General features: G+C 29.2%; 10 protein-coding genes and 1 tRNA gene. 4 read left to right on the top strand and 7 right to left on the bottom strand.

From position 1 onward, the window contains the following. Nucleotides 1–9: 9 nt before the first annotated feature. Nucleotides 10–1,158, top strand: a complete 1,149-nt coding sequence (locus HA145_RS06855) for a glycosyltransferase (protein ID WP_209128450.1) — start codon at nucleotides 10–12, stop codon at nucleotides 1,156–1,158. A 4-nt stretch (nucleotides 1,159–1,162) separates the two neighbouring features. Here the strand turns inward: HA145_RS06855 and HA145_RS06850 are convergent, their stop codons facing one another. Continuing rightward, entirely contained in the window at nucleotides 1,163–3,283 is a 2,121-nt protein-coding gene (locus HA145_RS06850; protein WP_209128449.1) for a bi-domain-containing oxidoreductase, read from the bottom strand. Nucleotides 3,284–3,492: 209 nt separating this feature from the next. Between HA145_RS06850 and wecC the strand changes: the two genes are divergently transcribed. Both wecC and HA145_RS06840 read left to right on the top strand, forming a co-directional pair. After that, nucleotides 3,493–4,719, top strand: coding sequence for a UDP-N-acetyl-D-mannosamine dehydrogenase (gene wecC, locus HA145_RS06845; RefSeq protein ID WP_209128448.1), 1,227 nt, complete (start codon nucleotides 3,493–3,495; stop codon nucleotides 4,717–4,719). A gap of 167 nt (nucleotides 4,720–4,886) precedes the next feature. Then, entirely contained in the window at nucleotides 4,887–6,548 is a 1,662-nt protein-coding gene (locus HA145_RS06840) for a heparinase II/III domain-containing protein (RefSeq protein WP_209128447.1), read from the top strand. 102 nt (nucleotides 6,549–6,650) lie between these two features. Here HA145_RS06840 and wecB read toward each other — a convergent pair whose 3' ends face one another. The 4 genes from wecB to HA145_RS06820 form a co-directional block, all read right to left on the bottom strand. Continuing rightward, the gene (gene wecB, locus HA145_RS06835; protein WP_306822628.1) at nucleotides 6,651–7,763 is read right to left on the bottom strand and encodes a non-hydrolyzing UDP-N-acetylglucosamine 2-epimerase; all 1,113 of its coding nucleotides are present in this window, start codon (nucleotides 7,761–7,763) and stop codon (nucleotides 6,651–6,653) included. A 31-nt stretch (nucleotides 7,764–7,794) separates the two neighbouring features. Then, entirely contained in the window at nucleotides 7,795–8,805 is a 1,011-nt protein-coding gene (locus tag HA145_RS06830) for a GDP-L-fucose synthase family protein (RefSeq protein WP_209128445.1), read from the bottom strand. A gap of 40 nt (nucleotides 8,806–8,845) precedes the next feature. Beyond that, a complete protein-coding gene (gene gmd, locus HA145_RS06825) occupies nucleotides 8,846–9,967 on the bottom strand; it encodes a GDP-mannose 4,6-dehydratase (protein WP_209128444.1) in 1,122 nt (373 codons plus the stop codon). A 195-nt stretch (nucleotides 9,968–10,162) separates the two neighbouring features. Next, the gene (locus HA145_RS06820; RefSeq protein ID WP_209128443.1) at nucleotides 10,163–11,602 is read right to left on the bottom strand and encodes a mannose-1-phosphate guanylyltransferase/mannose-6-phosphate isomerase; all 1,440 of its coding nucleotides are present in this window, start codon (nucleotides 11,600–11,602) and stop codon (nucleotides 10,163–10,165) included. A gap of 190 nt (nucleotides 11,603–11,792) precedes the next feature. Here HA145_RS06820 and HA145_RS06815 point away from each other — a divergent pair, with 190 nt between their 5' ends. Then, nucleotides 11,793–12,872: an MraY family glycosyltransferase gene (locus tag HA145_RS06815; protein WP_209128442.1), complete on the top strand. Its 1,080-nt coding sequence runs from the start codon at nucleotides 11,793–11,795 to the stop codon at nucleotides 12,870–12,872. A gap of 33 nt (nucleotides 12,873–12,905) precedes the next feature. Here HA145_RS06815 and HA145_RS06810 read toward each other — a convergent pair whose 3' ends face one another. Together HA145_RS06810 and HA145_RS06805 are read right to left on the bottom strand one after the other, a co-directional pair. After that, a complete protein-coding gene (locus tag HA145_RS06810; RefSeq protein WP_209128441.1) occupies nucleotides 12,906–14,222 on the bottom strand; it encodes an O-antigen ligase family protein in 1,317 nt (438 codons plus the stop codon). 76 nt (nucleotides 14,223–14,298) lie between these two features. Further along, nucleotides 14,299–14,372: transfer RNA gene (locus tag HA145_RS06805), tRNA-Arg, on the bottom strand. Nucleotides 14,373–14,410 lie beyond the last annotated feature (38 nt).

Genomic DNA, 14,410 nt, shown 5'->3' with positions numbered 1-14,410 from the left:
ATTAAAATTATGTATAAAAAAAAAATAATTTGCTTCATAAAATATTATTTACCGGGTTATAAATCCGGTGGTCCTGTAAGAACAATAGCTAATTTAATTAACAAAATAGGTAATGATTATTTCTTTCACATAGTAACTTCTGATAGAGATGTTTATGATTTAAATTCTTTCCAAAATATTAAAGTAGATGATTGGAATGAAGCTTATAATAGTAGGATATTTTATATATCAAATTTTTTATATTTTCTATATAAATTCCCAAGATTTTTTAGGCGTGAATCATACGACTATATTTATTTAAATAGTTTTTTTTCATTTCAATTTTCAATAATAGTTATAATAATGTTGTACCTAAAAATAATTCCACGAACTAAAATAATTATCGCCCCTAGAGGTGAATTTTCGTTAAGCGCATTAAGTATCAAGAAATTTCGTAAAATTATTTATTTAAATATATTTAAGTTTTTAAATCTAGATCAAGATGTTATTTGGCAGGCATCAAGTGTTTATGAATTAAATGATATACAAAATATTTTCAAAAGTAGAATATTAAATATTAAAATTGCTCCTGATATACCAGAAATTAATCTTGATCGAAATGTTAATAATTTAAGTTTGTCAATGAATCCACTAAAAATAATTTTTTTGTCAAGAATTTCTTCTATAAAGAACTTAGATTTTGCGATTAAGGTTTTAAAAGAGTTAAAAATAAATGTTCACTTTGAAATAGTGGGACCTATATGCGATAAGGATTTTTGGGATTATTGCCTTAAGTTGTTGAAAGAACTACCTTTTAATATTTCATATAGTTATTTAGGCTCTATAGACCATAAAGAAGTTGGAGAAATAATTAGTCAAAACCATCTTTTTTTTCTGCCAACAAAAAGTGAGAACTATGGTCATACAATATTCGAGTCCTTATCAGTGGGGACCCCTGTATTAATCTCTAATCAAACTCCTTGGAGGGATTTATCTAAACATAATGCAGGTTGGGATATTTCCTTGTTAAATAAGTTAGATTTCGTTGATTCTATAAATAATATCGCGAAGCTTTCACCAAAAGAGTACGAAAAGAAAAGATTAGACTCTGTAAAGTTTGTAAAAAATAAAATAAATATTGAAAAAATTTTGAAAAGTAATAAAGAATTATTTTGTTAGCAAATTAATTCATTATTTTTAAAATCCAATCTTGAACTTCAAAAATTTCATTAATTGGTATTGGTTGTTCCTTGCCTAATCTTACAGTTTCTAAAAAGGATCTAATACATTCTTTTTGACCTTTATCTTGCCTGAAATTATTAGATTCATTTAGATTAATGCCCCATGATCTGATTTTTCTGAAGTTATCTAATTTTATAATAGAATTTTCAGCGAATATCTCCAAAGTCTCTTTGGGATAAGATTTGTTCCCATTAGAAAAATAATGCACTGTGCCTATAGATCCATTAACAAAAGTTATGTTAAGTGTAAATGTATCATTTAAGGAGTTTTCTTGTACTAACTCAGTAAAATTTATATTTTTTATTTTATCGTTGGCGAGGAATCTCAATAAGTCAATAAAATGGCATGCTTCTCCAATAAGTCTGCCTCCTCCTTTATTTCTATCTTGTGTCCAGTGACTTTCAGGTATATAGCCTGCATTGCACTTGTATATAAATGCTTTTGGACAGTTAAGTTGGTCAATTTTGGTTTTTATTTTTTTTATAAATTTTGAAAATCTTCTATTATAACCAACCATCAAAATTGGAGTTGAATTATTCCTATTATTTTCAATAAGATCTAGATAAGTTTTCTTTATTTCGTTGAATTGTATTCTATTTATGCATAAAGGTTTTTCGACAAAAATTTTTCTTTTTTCTTTTAATCCTTTTATGATGTATTCTGCATGAGAATCATGTTGTGATGCAATTGCTAATATATTCGCTTCTTTTTCATCAAAGATTAAATTTCTATTTGTAGTTATTTTTTTAAAACCAAATTTTTTACCAAGATGTGACGAATTCAAGCCTGAAATTGTTGATAATGTATTAAGTTTTGCTCCTGATTGTTTGAAAATAGGAATAAGTGTTTTGCCAGCATAATTACCACCACCTATAAAGTCTGTTAAAAGATTTTTCTCTGAGGGGTTTTTATCTTTATTTAGGATAATAGTAGATTTAACAATATTATTATTGCTTTTGGTATATTCAAGAACGATTCCTAAACTTGCTTTATCGTTTAGTAATTCATCATAGGCTTCCAAAGCATTTTTGAATTCAAATTTACTTGAAATTATAACTTCTGGCTTAATTAAATTTTTCTCCATAGAAGAGAGAATTGCCTTAAAATTTCTTTGTTCTGTCCATCTAACATATCCTATAGGATAATCCTGACCGTCATTTTCGTAACTCTGATCATATCTCCCAGGTCCATAAGAGCAACTTACTTTAAAGGTTAATTCTTTTTTATAAAAATTATCTCTAGAAATATCAATTCCTGTGCTTCCAATTAAAATAATTCTACCTTTTTTTCTACAAATCTTTGCTGCAAAATTAATTGGTTCACTTGAAGGAGTTGAGGCTGCAATTAATATCCCATCAAATCCAATATAGTCAGATTTGCCTAGTAAAACATCAACTGAATCAAAACCTTCTTTATTGTGAAAAGTTTTTATACCTAATTTTTCTGCAAACTTGCATTTGGAAAAATCGTTATCAATTCCAATAACTTCACATCCTTGAGCTAGTAAAACCTGCGCTGTTAAAAGGCCAATTAATCCAAGACCAATAACCACAAATTTTTCTCCAAAAGTTGGCTCTGCAAGCCTTATGCCTTGTAAAGCTATAGATGCAGGTACGGTAAAAACAGCTCTATCATTACTTACTTCATTTGGTATAAGTGCACATAAATTTTTGGGAACAGAAACTATTTCGGCATGAGAACCATTGGAGATAACTCGATCTCCTAATTTAAATCCTGATACTTCTTCCCCTATTCTGATAACCTCTCCAACATTGCAATAACCTAGAGGGATTGGTAATTCTAATTTGTTTTTAACAGTTTCTATTGTTGATAATATACCGTCAGTTTTAAGTTTATTTAATACCTCTTTTACTTTATCCGGTTGTTGTTTTGCTTTGCCGATAAGGTTTGATTTTCCGAATTCTATTAGCATTCTCTCAGTTCCAGAGGATAATAATGAGCAATGCGTTTTTATTAGAAGATTGCCTTTACTTAGATTAGGAATTGGCACCTCTTGAATACAAGTTTTACCGTCTGATAATGATTGGAAAAGTTGTTTCAATGCTAAATATTAAGATAATTTATAGCCTTTTTAATATTCTAACAATAAGCCTAATTTAATAAAAATTTATTGTCTTTAAATTAATTTAATTAGGTTTTAATGTAATATAAATTCTATTGATAAAAGCCTAACTAATTTTTAAATTTATATGAAACATGATAATTTACCAATAAAAAATTAATTGTTCGAGATTTTACTAAATTTATAAAATGAAAAAAGAATTTAAAGATCTTAAAATATGTATACTTGGTCTGGGATATATTGGTTTACCTACTGCTGCAATATTGACTAGAGCTGGTTTTAATGTATTAGGTGTTGATACAAATGATTCCGTAGTTAACATAATCAAAAAAGGTGAAATTCATATTAAAGAAAATGGTCTTAAAGATTTAATTTCAAGAGCAGTATCAAAAAAATTATTAAAAGTTTCAACCAAACCAGCTCAATCAGATATTTTCATTATTTGTGTTCCAACCCCTTTGCAAATAAATAATAATAAACTGCCTAAGCCAGATATCTCATATGTTTTGAATGCTATAGATTCAATAACTCCTTTTATAAAAAAGGGAGATCTCATAATACTAGAATCAACTTGCCCAGTTGGAACTTCAAATATAATTGCAAAAAAGCTCCAAGAAAATTCTAATATTGACTTTTCAGAATTAAATGTTGCTTATTGTCCTGAAAGAGTATTGCCTGGAAATATTTTGTTTGAATTGACAAATAATGACAGAGTAATTGGAGGCATTAATTCAAGATCATCAAAATTAGCAGAGGCTTTCTATCGATCTTTTTGTAAAGGTAAATTATTTATCACTTCTACTAAAACTGCAGAGATGGTCAAACTCACTGAAAATTCCTATAGAGATTTAAATATTGCATTTGCTAATCAACTTTCCATTATTTGCGATGAAATTGGTATAGATGCAAATGAGTTGATAAGTTTATCAAATCATCATCCAAGAGTAAATATATTACAACCAGGTTGTGGAGTTGGAGGTCATTGCATTGCAATTGATCCATGGTTTATAACTTCTAGTTTCCCTGATAATTCCTCTTTAATAAGAACTGCAAGGGAGGTTAATCTGCATAAGGAAACTTGGGTATTGAATAAAATTATGGATTATGTTGAAAAAATAAGAGGCAAGTTAAAAAAAGAAATTAAAATAGGATGCTATGGGATCTCATTTAAACCTAATGTAGACGATACTAGAGAATCCCCTGCTTTGAAAATAGTATTAGAATTATTATCCAATAATTTTGATGTGGTTGTATGCGACCCTAATATCAAAAATATTGATCTATTTGATTTGGTATCTTTGGATGAAATATATCATTCGGTTGATATTCATATCTTACTTGTTTCCCATTCTGAATTTTATCAATTAGATTTCCTAAATAAAAATGTATTAGATTTTTGCGGATTAGTAAATTGAGAAAAATTTACTTATATTTTCATACATTAAAGGATGTTGGTTTTTATAGACTTTTTTTGAGATTCAGATATGAATCTAGAAGATTATTAGATAATTTTTTACCCAAATATATAGTTAAGTTTTTTGTAATTAAAAATACTAAGAAACTAATTTATAAAAAAAATAAAATGCTCGAATTGGCTAATTATAATTATTTTCTTGATAAGGAACATAAAAAATTAAATAAGATTTCTTTCAAATTCTTAAATGTTAGAGAAGATTTGGAATTGCCTATTAAGGATTGGAATAATAAAAGTTCAAGATTATGGCAATTTAATCTCCATTATTTTGATTGGTCTAGATCTTGGCTTGAAGAAATTTTACTAGAAAAAAAACAAATCAAATATCTTAAATACTTGCCTCATTTAATTGATAATTGGATTGATTTCAACCCAATCTCAAAAGGTGATGGATGGCATAGTTATACACTTTCCTTAAGGATAAGAAATTGGATTTTGTTGTTTAGATTTTTCCCTGAGCTTGCAACAAAAAAAAGATTGAATTCACTTTGGATACAAACTTGTTGGTTATATAGTCATCCTGAAAAATGCCATGGAGGCAATCATTGGCTAGAAAATATTATATCTTTAATTATTTCTAGTCTTCAATTTAATTCGATTAAATCAGAAGAGATATATGAATATGCAATAATTAGTTTAAAGGAGGAATTAGATTCTCAAATACTAAAAGATGGAGGTCATCAAGAAAGGAGCGCCTCATATCACATACTTTTGCTTGATAGATTAACTGAACTGGCAATAATAATAGAATATTTTAAACAAGAAAGACCTTTTTGGCTTATAGAAAAAATTCATTTAATGGTTGAGTGGATAGAGATAGCATCTTTAGAAAAAGGAAGGATGCCAAGATTCAATGATTCTCCTAATAATTTGTACGAATCTAATACAGATATTCTGAATTTTGCTAAATCTTTCTTAAATAAAGAAAGAAAAATATTAACACCTGTTAGAGATAATTTAATTGACTTGATTTTTAGCAATGAAATTAAAAATAACTCTAACAGGTATATATCAATAGATAATAAATTAGGAATAAGAGAACTTAAAGATACTGGATGGTATTTTTTAAGACCAGGATCGAGCTGGGAATTAGTTTTTAAAAATGGAACACCTTGTCCAAAACATCAGGCAGCACATGTTCATTCTGATCAATTAACTTTCGATTTATTTTTTAAAGGAGCACCTGTTTTTGCAGAAGTGGGAACTAGCGGATATGAAAATATATCTGAAAGATTATACGAGCGTTCTGGTGAGGCTCATAACCTAATCCAATTTGCTATCAAATCTGATTTTAATAAGAAAAAAATAAACTGGATTGAATCAGTTGAAGTATGGAAAAGTTTTCGTGCAGCAAGAAAGTCTCAATCCCTATTTAATAAGTCTCTTAAAATTAATAATAAATTAGTTGTTTCAGGAGAAAATGATTCGCTTAAGAAAATCAATGCTGCTCATAGAAGGGAAATTTCAATATCGTTAGATATCGATGGTAATCTTGACTTTGTACTAATAGATCAAATAAGTTCCAGAATAGATTTGTATTGGCGTCAATGGTGGCATTTAGGTCCTAAAGTAGATAAAAAAGTTTTAAAAAATATAATTAAAATCGCAGAAGAAAAGTACGGAGCAAAACATACAATTTGCGAAACATATTATTCTGAGGGTTTTGGGATAAGAGAAAAACGTTTGAGTTTGTGCCTGACAGGGGAAATAAGCAGTGGAATAAAAAAAATAGAAATTCCTGTTAAGATTAAAAATAATTGCAATGCCTAGCAATATATTTTTATTAATAAAAGAGAAATTTAATTAAAATAAATTAACTATGATTTAAGAAAAGAGATAATTATTTCACCTGATATTTGCAAAGTTATAGCATCAAATTTTCAAAAAATTAAGACAGTGACTTAGAATTCGTTTGCTTGAATTACCATCTCCATATGGATTAATAGCTTTTGCCATTTTTTGATACTTAGTTTTATTTAAAATTAATTCTGAAACTTCTTTAAATATATTATCTGGATTGGTACCTATTAACTTTGAAGTTTTTGCTTCAATACTCTCAGTTCTTTCTGTGGTTTCTCTTATGACTAGGACAGGTTTTGCTAAAGTAGGTGCTTCTTCTTGAATGCCGCCTGAGTCAGTAATAATAAAGTAACTTTTTTTCATTACAGATATTAATTGATCATATGGCAGTGTTTCAGTAAGAATAACTTTGGGATTTTCCCCAAGCTCATTTTTTAAAATATCTCTAACTATTTTGTTTTTATGCATGGGTAAAACAATTGAAATATTAGTATGGAACTGAACGATTTTTTTAATAGCAATTATTATATTTTTAAGGTTTTCTCCCCAATTTTCTCTTCTATGTACTGTTAATAGAATAAGATAATCTCCGCCAGAATAGATTTCATTACATTTATTTTTAAGATCCTTTTCAGCTATGATCTTCAAGGCATCAACTACAGTATTACCTGTTATTTGAATATTTTCTTTATTAATTCCTGAATTTATAAGATTTAAATATGCATTTTTTGTAGGTGCAAAATGAAGTGTTGAAATCTGAGATATTAATCTTCTGTTGGCTTCCTCTGGAAAAGGATTATCTAATGAACCAGTCCTTAATCCTGCTTCAACATGACCTATAGGAATATTTTTATAAAAGGCTGCCAAAGCCCCAGCAAATGCTGTAGTTGTATCTCCTTGGACTAATATGAATTGGGGCTTGTTTTTCGAGAACTCCGCATCAAGGCCATTCAGAATCGAATTAGTAATAAATGTTAAACTCTGACCATGTTGCATCAAATTAAGATTGAAATCCTCTTTTATATTAAATATATTTGTTACTTGGGTTACCATCTCTATGTGTTGCCCAGTTAAAATCACCCTTGTTTGAACCTTTTCAGAAGCTTTAAAAGCGATTATCAATGGCGATAGTTTGATAGCTTCTGGTCTTGTACCTAAAACAAAAGTAACTAAAGGTCTCTGCATCAATTTGGTTTTTTCAGCTACTATACTAGACTCAAATACCTCTTAAATTTTCTTTTTTCAAAAATTCAAAGACTGTTTGTGAAATACCTTCATCTAAATCAACTTTTGGAACCCATCCTAGCTTGAGAATTCTTTCTATATTGAGTTGTTTTTTTGGGGTGCCATCAGGCTTCGTATTATCCCAATGAATTTCACCATTAAATGAAGTAGCATTTGCAATTTTTAAAGCTAAATTTTTTATAGTAATATCTTTACCTGTCCCAACATTTAAGAAATAAAGTGGATTCCCATATATATCTTTTGGAGATGAAGAATCTTTAGGATCCCAATTCTCTAATGAAAAAACTACAGCTCTTGCTAAATCATCCACATGTAGAAATTCCCTTAATACATTTCCTGTCCCCCAACAAGTAACAGATGATAATGATTTCTCAGATGCCTCGGAAAATTTTCTTATCAAAGCGGGTAATACATGACTATTGTTTATATCATAATTATCTCCAGTCCCATATAAGTTTGTTGGCATTAAACTTATTGCATCAAAACCATATTGAATATTAAGTGCTTGACAAAGCTTAATTCCACTAATTTTTGAAATTGCATAAAATTCGTTTGTAGATTCCAAAGCACCAGTTAAAAGATATTCTTCTTTTAAAGGTTGAGAAGCATGCTTGGGATAGATACAACTGCTACCAAGAAATAAAAGTCTTTTCACGCCATTTTTCCAAGATGTTTCTATAAGATTATTTTGTATTTTGAGATTTTCAATAATAAAATCAGCTGGTTTAGATGAGTTTGCTAGGATCCCTCCAACTTTTGCCGCTGCAATAATTACTATTGAAGGTTTATTTTTTTTAAACCAGTCTTGCAATGTGGAAAAGTCCAGATAATTTAATTCCTTTTTAGAGGGACTAAGAATAGAACCTCCATTATTAGGATTCCCATAATTAGATTTTTTTAAAGCCCTGCATATTGCGCTGCCAACCATACCTTTTGCACCAGCTACTAAAATTTTTTCTTTTAGTGAAATCTTTTTTTCCATATCAGTTTTAAACTTAAAATTTCTTTGAGACTTGCCGCGACTAAGGCGTCTCATTGAAACTGGCAACCTTGAAACCTTTTTTTCTTAATAATGATTCTTTTAAGGCCTCTTCTTTATCAAAAGCAATCATTTCTTTGACTAATTCTTCTAAACTAGTTTCAGGAACCCAACCAAGTATTTCGTAGGCCTTTTTGGGGTTACCCATTAATTGATCTACCTCAGTAGGACGAAAATATTTAGGATCAACTTTAATCACTATTTCACCATTATCAGCTCTTTTCCCGATCTCATTTATTCCTTCACCTTCCCATATTATTGCAGGATCATTATTATTTTTGCCCCATCCCAGTTCTTTGGCACTCATTTCAACAAATTTCCTTACCGTTTCTGTTCGACCAGTTGCAATCACAAAGTCATCAGGTTTATCCTGCTGCAGCATTAGCCATTGCATTGCAACATAATCCTTTGCGTGACCCCAATCTCTTTTGGCATCAAGATTACCCAAATATAAAAACTTATCTAAATTTGCATTTATTCTTGTTAATCCTCTTGTAATTTTTCTTGTTATAAAAGTTTCACCCCTTCTAGGACTTTCATGATTGAATAAGATTCCATTACAAGCAAACATGTTGTAAGCTTCTCTATAATTAACAGTTATCCAGTAAGCATAAAGTTTGGCTACACCGTATGGGCTCCTAGGATAAAAAGGAGTTTGCTCACTTTGTGGACTCTCTTGAATAAGTCCATATAGTTCGCTGGTACTTGCTTGATAGATCTTTGTTTTCTCTGTAAGACGGAGAATTCTTATCGCTTCAAGAATTCTTAAGGTACCTAAAGCGTCACAATTTGCAGTATATTCTGGAGTCTCAAAACTAACTGCTACATGACTTTGAGCTCCTAAATTGTATATTTCATCAGGCTGAACTTGTTGAATAATTCTTATTAGATTTGTGCTATCAGTTAAATCTCCATAATGGAGTATGAATGATTGTTCATTATTATGGGGATCTTGATAAAGATGGTCAATCCTTGAAGTATTAAAACTACTTGACCTTCTTTTAATTCCATGCACTTCATAGTTTTTGTTTAATAAAAATTCTGATAAGTAACTACCATCTTGACCAGTTATTCCAGTTATTAAAGCTTTCTTTCGTTTAGACATTAAGTGAAAATATTGATTTTGTTTGTAGACTTCAATTTATATTATAGTGAAAAATCTTTAGTCAAATTTTATATTTAAAAAATCTTCAATTTAAATAAATTTCAAAATTTAATTTTTAATCAAATTTATTCAAAAAGAATAAATAATTTGTGAAAATTTAATCTAATTTGGTAATTTTTGGAGAGTGCAATAACTTTAACTATTACGTCCGTAATTATCTTCAAATCTAATGATGTCATCCTCCCCAAGATAGGTCCCACTTTGAACTTCTATAACATTAAGAGCCACCTTGCCGGCGTTGTGAATTCTATGCTTGGTTTTTTTTGGAATATATGTGCTTTGATTCTTACTAAGAAGTAATGATTTATCTCCTATCTCAATACGTGCTTGACCCTCTACAACAATCCAATGTTCAGAACGAAATTGATGCATTTGCAAGGATAGTTTTTCTCCTGGCTTTATAGTTAATAACTTTACTTGCCAATTAGGATGTTCCTCAAGAGAAATGAAGGACCCCCACGGTCTATAAACTTTTTTATTTGCTTGTCCTTCAGGCATATTTTTTTCACAAAGTTCTTCAACTATATTTTTTATATCTTGGGAAAAATTTCGGTTGGCAACCAAAATTGCGTCTGTGGTTTCAATCACTATTGTATCTTCTAGGCCAAGTGATACTAGTAATCTGCTATTGCTGCTTAAATAAGAATTTTTTGTTTTTCTGATTAATGTTCTACCTTCGCTAAAGTTTCCAAAAGAATCTTTTTTAGCGTTTTCTAAAACTGTGTCCCAACTACCAATGTCACTCCAACCTGCATTTAATGGAATAACAGTCCCAATTTTTGTTTTTTCCATTACTGCAATGTCTATGGAAATGTTAGGACATTTTTCGAAGGATTCTTTATTTAATCTAATGAAGTCAAGATCTTTTTCGCTTTTATATACAGATTCTTTGCAATAATCTAATAATTCAGGGCAATGTAAGGACATTTCATTAATCATGGTTATAGCCTGAGATACAAAAATTCCACTATTCCAAGTAAAAAATTTATCTTTAATTAGGGCTTTAGCTTTATTTAATGTTGGTTTTTCGATGAATTCCATAATATCAATCCCATTTATTTTGTTTAAGTTAAATGGCTCTTTAGATTTTATATATCCGTAGCCTGTCTCAGGGGATGTTGGGATGACACCAAAAGTAACTATCTTGTTTTCTTGGGAAAATTTCAACGCAACCTTTATAGCCTCTCTAAATTTCATTTCGTTTTTAATAATATGATCTGATGACAATACAAGAAGCGTTGGGTTCTTTGCTAACTTTAAGGAGAACAATGTGGAAATTGCTATTGCAGGAGCTGTATTCCTCCCATATGGCTCAAGGATAATTGCACTTGGAACAATATTTATTTCTCTCATTTGTTCTGCAACAATAAATCTATGCTCTTCATTACAAATAATTATTGGTGGTTTTATATTCTCAAAGGTTGAAATTCTTTCATATGTTTGCTGAAGAAGAGATTTCCTATCTTCTGAGCAAATTGATAAGAACTGTTTTGGAAAACTTTGTCTAGATAACGGCCACAATCTTGAGCCTTTACCTCCGCATAAAATTACAGGAAAAATTTCATTTTCACTCATCTTTTACATTAATTCTTAATTTAATTCTTAATTTATCTTGAGAATCATGTATTGAGAATGATGGCTTAATAATTTTGGTTAGCCTTAATAACGAAGAACTAAATAACTTGCTTAACAATATTTCTTTTAAATATTTCTTTTAAATATTTCTTTTATTATTTTTGATATTATCTAAATATATATTTTTTAAATGTCTGAATTTTTTGAAAATAAAAATTTAATTGTATTTATTTTCTCTATCATTATTTCAAATTTTGCAATATCGCCTATACGTAGAATTGGATTAAAGTATGGAGTTATTGATCGATATGAAAAAAGAAAAGATTTCAAAGGGACAATCGTAAGGATAGGTGGATTATCCATTATCATTGGTTGTTCCATTTCTTTATTATTAATTGCGAATCTTTTTAATATTCAATTTGATAATCAACTTATATATCTTTTTTCTGTTTCTCTTTTATTTTTTTTAATAGGTTTTTTTGATGATTTATTTACAATAAAACCTATTCCAAGGCTGTTTCTGCAGGCTTCATCAACATTGTTTGCATTAACATTTCTAGAAAATCTGTTATTCCCATTTTTTCAATTTGCTAGAACATTAGATAGTTTTAATATTCTTTTTTTAGTTATAGGGTTACTAATAACAATTCTTTGGATACCAGGTGTAACTAATGCCTTTAATTGGATTGACGGTTTGGATGGATTAGCTGGAGGGGTATCTGTAATTTTATATTCTGGTTTATTTTTTGTGTTTCTCTCTCTAAATTTATATCAATATTCTTTGTATTCCTTAGCAATAGCCGGAGCCTGTTATGGATTTCTTATCCATAACTATAAACCCGCTTCAATTTTAATGGGTGATGGGGGGTCTTACTTTCTTGGTTTTAACTTGGCAGCATTAAGTCTGATTGCAAGTAATAATCTTATTATTAGAGATACTATTAATAGTTCTATATTTGCATCTTTATTCCCATTGATTTTATTGAGCGTACCGGTATTAGATATGTTTTTTGTAATATTAGTTCGAATTTATAACTTAAAATCCCCATTCTACCCTGATAGAAATCACCTTCATCATAGATTATTAGAATTTGGGATTAATTATAAATTAACAATTTTAATAATTTTGCTATTAAATGCAATAGCCGTATTTAGCACGTATTTGATATTCTCAAAAAATGAGTTGATCTTATATTCATTAACTTTTTACGGTATTTTAATAGTTTCTATAAATTTTTTAAAAAAGTTTTTAGAAGGAAATTCGAAATAGAGATTTGTTGAATTTACACTAATAAAGAATTTTTTAATTCAATATTTCATTATTATATTTTTTTTCTGAAATTATTTCTTTTACCCCTGCTAAGAGAACCCAAAAGGTAAAACTTATTCTCCCATCAAAATATTGAAGATCAAACATCTGACTTATTAGCAAGACGAAGAAGGATGCGCACCATGCTTTATCAAAAAGTAAATCGATGAATGATGTATTATTTTGATTAAGAAAAACTTTTTTAAAGGAAATAAAACAAATAGGTAAAATTGTCGCAGCTATTAGTGACAATGGAATTATTCCATAGCTAAAAGCTAATTCAAGAAAGAAGTTATGGGTGTGACCTAAATAGATTCCATTTTCCATGAAATAGTAAATCGGGAAGGCAGAAGCCCCCCAGCCAAGAAGAAGCCTATCCTTTATCATCTTTGCAGTAAAAAGGAATATGAAAGATCTGTTGTAAGCTTTTATCTCATAACTTGATGTGTCGAAGTTGTTAATAATATAGATCAATCTTTCTGGCAAAAAAGGAAAAATTTTATCTAGTAATTCGGGTAGTTGATTACTAAAATTTACTAAAACAAATATCGAAATGAATAAAATAAAAAATGAAAAAATGATATTATTTCCTAACAATAGCGATAAGGTAATTATTAATCCTCCCCATGCATTCCTAGAAGAAGTTAGGAAAATTGCAGTAGAAATTGAAATTAAAAATGAAACTATAATTCCTTTTTTAAATAAATTTAATGATTTTTCAAATAATAAAGCTATTGAAAATGGCCATATTATATTTAGCCAGCATCCTGCATAGTTTTCATTATTAAATAAACCAGACAAACCTTGATCAGCATCAAGAGGTTTTTGGAACCATATGATCAGGTTATTTAAAATATTAAATGGCCCATGCCAATTAAAAAAATATTGCCCAAATCCAGTTACTAATACAGGTATTGAGCCTGCGACAAGAAAATTTGCAAAATACTTTCTATCTTTCTTTGAAGATAAAAAGGTTCTTGCTCCAATAAAGCATAAAAATAATGGGATCCAATTTGCCAAACCAATCAATGAAGCTGAGGGTGTCCACAGCATTTGCCTTTCTTGAATCTCTACTTCTATATTTGGGTAGGTATTGTTTTGTATGAAAGCGATAATTAAGAGTATGAATGTTGAAGCAATAAGCAGCTGGTTCCATCTATCCTTAAATATTTTTGTTGATTGCAAATAAAAACTAATTGGAAAACTTAACAGAAAAAGGATTGATGATATAAATGGAGCTGAAGCAATAGTAAAAGCTCCCAATAAAAAAAAGGATCTTCCTATATTGAAGAGTTTTGGATTGTTTTGCATTCGTAGAATGATTTATAAAAAATTTTATTGGATAAAATTAATTGAATTCACCATCAATTTCTTATTAATATTGCTACGCTTCCTAATGGATTCGAACCATTGACCCACTGCTTAGAAGGCAGTTGCTCTATCCAGCTGAGCTAAGGAAGCACCTCATCATTATATCTGTTAGTTATTACCTAAACAAT

This window comes from Prochlorococcus marinus XMU1411, from assembly GCF_017696075.1.
Taxonomy (GTDB): Bacteria; Cyanobacteriota; Cyanobacteriia; order PCC-6307; family Cyanobiaceae; genus Prochlorococcus_A; species Prochlorococcus_A marinus_V.
Note: the sequence above shows the minus strand (reverse complement) of the source record. Positions and strands in the feature narration are given on the sequence as shown.